1 protein-coding gene is annotated in these 3080 nt (G+C 54.6%); it reads left to right on the plus strand.

Annotated features, from left to right (window positions below; translation table 11 throughout):
• Nucleotides 1-27: 27 nt before the first annotated feature.
• A partial coding sequence (locus RBR41_RS14565) for an AAA family ATPase (RefSeq protein ID WP_320353403.1) occupies nucleotides 28-3080 on the plus strand: 3053 nt, incomplete at its 3' end.

Raw genomic sequence — 3080 nt, forward strand, 5'->3', positions numbered from 1 at the left:
AAAGAGCATAGGTGTCTCGACTTTAATATGCGCCAGAAGATGACCGCCGGGGCTCTTTATAGATGCGTCCTCGCGGAAAAAATGCAGGCCATGGGCTTCGGTATCTCCGAGGGAAAAGGCGGAAGTTTTGAACTCGTAGACGTCGACAAAGACCTTCAAGCCCACTGGTCAAAACGGTCCGCGCAGATCAAAGATGCCGTCGGGGAAGGGGCCAGCGCCGAGAAAAAAGCGGTGGCTGCGGTGCTGACTAGGAAGGACAAAGAAGAGCCCGACCGTGCAAGAAATTTCGAAAAGTGGGGCGAAGAAGCAAAGAGTTACGGCTTTGATCAGTCAAAAATTTCCGAGATCCGCCACGGCAAACATGCCGCACGTGAACAGATCGACGATCATGATATCATTAAAAAGGCGCTCAAGAACGGCATTGCTTGCCGTCCGGAAAGGATAACAGAACTGTGTTTGAATGATGCCGCCGGGGCCACGACTGCCAGTGAGGCTTTCGCACGTGCGGACCGTGTCCGGGCTTCAATGATCGAAGTCAAGAAGCGCGAAAACGGAAAGGAAGTCACCTGCTATACAACATTAGAAATGGTTGCACGCGAAACCCAGATGCACCAAGTCGCAGAAGGGCTCCACAAATCGACCGGCCACGGCATTAAACAGCGCTTGGTCGACGCTGCAAAAGGACGAAAAACCTTGAGCGCTGACCAAGAAAAGATGCTTGAGCATTGCTGCAAAGCCTCTGGAATCGCCATTGCCCAGGGCTACGCGGGAAGCGGAAAATCCTACGCTCTGGACGCGGTCCGGGATGCGCACGAGGCGGCCGGGTATAAAGTCATCGGCTGCGCACCGTCAGCAAAAGCCGCGTCAGGGCTCCAGGGCTCCGCGCAGATCAAGTCCGACACAATCGCGATGACGCTTATCAACCTAAACCGCCCCAAGGGCGGGCTGAGACTCGACGACAAAACCCTTCTTGTCGTTGACGAAGCGGGCATGGTCGGCACCCGGGACATGTCCAGACTTTTGGAGCATGCCGCCGTGGCTGGCGCAAAAGTGGTCCTGGTTGGCGACCAGAAGCAGTTGGCGCCGATTGAAGCGGGGAGTCCGTTTGCCGATTTTCAGCAAAAATTTGGGTATGCGGAATTAATCGAAGTCCGCCGCCAAAAGGCCAAAGATGATATCGAAATTGCAAACGCTCTTCGCGATGGAAGCACCGAGAAAGCCCGCGCATTGATGCAAAAGCAGGACGCTTGGCACGTTTCGGAAACCCAAGCCGACGCCTTGAAAAGCATTGCCGAGGCCTATGCATCAGACCGCCTGGCAGGGCTGGAAGCCGCGTGCTTTGCGGGTATGCGTGCCGATGTTGCGGCCATAAACCTTCAGGCACGCGAGATCCTACAGCGTGAAAACTTCATCACCGGCGACGAAATTTCGGTTAGGTTATCTGATGATACGACCCTTGGACTTCGTCAAAATGACCGCATAATTTTTACCAAAAACGACAAGCAAACAGGGGTTCGCAACGGCGAAATCGGTGATATTGTATCAGTAAACACTGAAGAAAAGACTGCGACAGTCCGCATTTTAGGCGACGATCCACGAGAAATCACCATCCAGGGCCTGACCGGAAATCCAGAAATTGATGACGAAGCTATGAAGCTCGACATGTTGTATGGTCATGCAATGACGGTCCATAAGTCCCAGGGCGCGACAATCAAGCAGATTAAAACCGCTGGTGAGGCGGTTGGGAAAGGCGGCAATGGCTACGCGTTGTTCGCGGATAATGCTATGACGAATTCAAATTTAGCCTATGTCGCAGGCAGTCGGAACGAGGGGCAATTTCATCTTTTTTGCTCCAAAGTCGATGAAGAAGCGGTCATGAAAAAAGCCGCGAAAGCTCAGACTCTGGACTCTCTCTTGAACTACAGCGTGGACGCAAAAACCCTTGAAGCAGCCAAGGACTTCGACCTCGTTGCCGCCGCCAAAGAAGAGATGTCCAGGGAAATCAAAAAACTGCTTAAAGCTGACCAAAAAAAAGCGGCCGCCGAGGCGCCACCACTGGACACGGTGGCGCCAGACGTGGGGCCCCGGGTGGAGCCTGGCGCGGGAATGACGGCCACGGCCGCGCCTGCGGCGATGGTGCCGAGCCCGGAGCTGGCCGAGCGGATAGACTCCTTGGAAGCGGATCTTGATCACATGCGAGGGGAAGACCTCTTTGAACTGAGACAAGAGTGGGAGGGCTGGCGGTCAGACCTTGAAAAGTTGGTCGAAAAAGTCGGAGCAAAGGGCATTGAGTTACCGGAAATGCCGGACCTTGCGGTGCAGATGCCAAACGAGACTAACGCCCCGGCAGAACGAGTCCAGATTCTTGAAGAGGCGGTGAATCGGACCCGCGCCGCACAAGACCAGATGCGCGAGCAGACCCGGGCTATGGCTGACGCTTGCCGGGCTTTAGAGGTGCATGTGTCGGCTGGTAACCGCGTTAATCCGGCGGATTTTGGTTCGAAAAGTCAGACTGAAAATGCACCTTCGGTGGCCAATAACGTCCAAGAAATCACACCGAAACCCATGCATGGGGGCCCTGAAATGCCCCCTAAACCGGGCTTGGATGTGTCACCAGAGTTAGCCGATAAGATCGGCATGCTCGAAGCGGATCTTGATCACCTACTTGGAGAGGACCACCACGAGTTGGTGCAAGACTGGTTAGGTTATCGCGGAGATCTTGAGAAATTAGTTGAAAAAGTCGGCGCTCAGGGTGTTGAACTGCCGATGATGCCGACTCTTGATTACAACATGCCCACGCCCGAGCACAGCCCGGCAGAGCAGGTTGTATTGCTCGATGCGGCCGTGGTCGCGATTAAAGCCGCACAAGACCAGATGCGCGAGCAGACCCGGGCTATGGCTGACGCTTGCAGAGCTTTAGAGGTGCATGTGTCGGCTGGCAACCGCGTGAATCCGGCGGATTTTGTGCCGAAAAATCAAACTGAAAATGCACCTCCGGTGGCCAATAACGTCCTAGAAATCACACCGAAGCCCATACATGGGGGCCCTGAAATGATCCCAGAACCGGCATTGGAGATGTC

Source organism: Desulfovibrio sp., assembly GCF_034006445.1.
Classification (GTDB): Bacteria; Desulfobacterota; Desulfovibrionia; order Desulfovibrionales; family Desulfovibrionaceae; genus Desulfovibrio.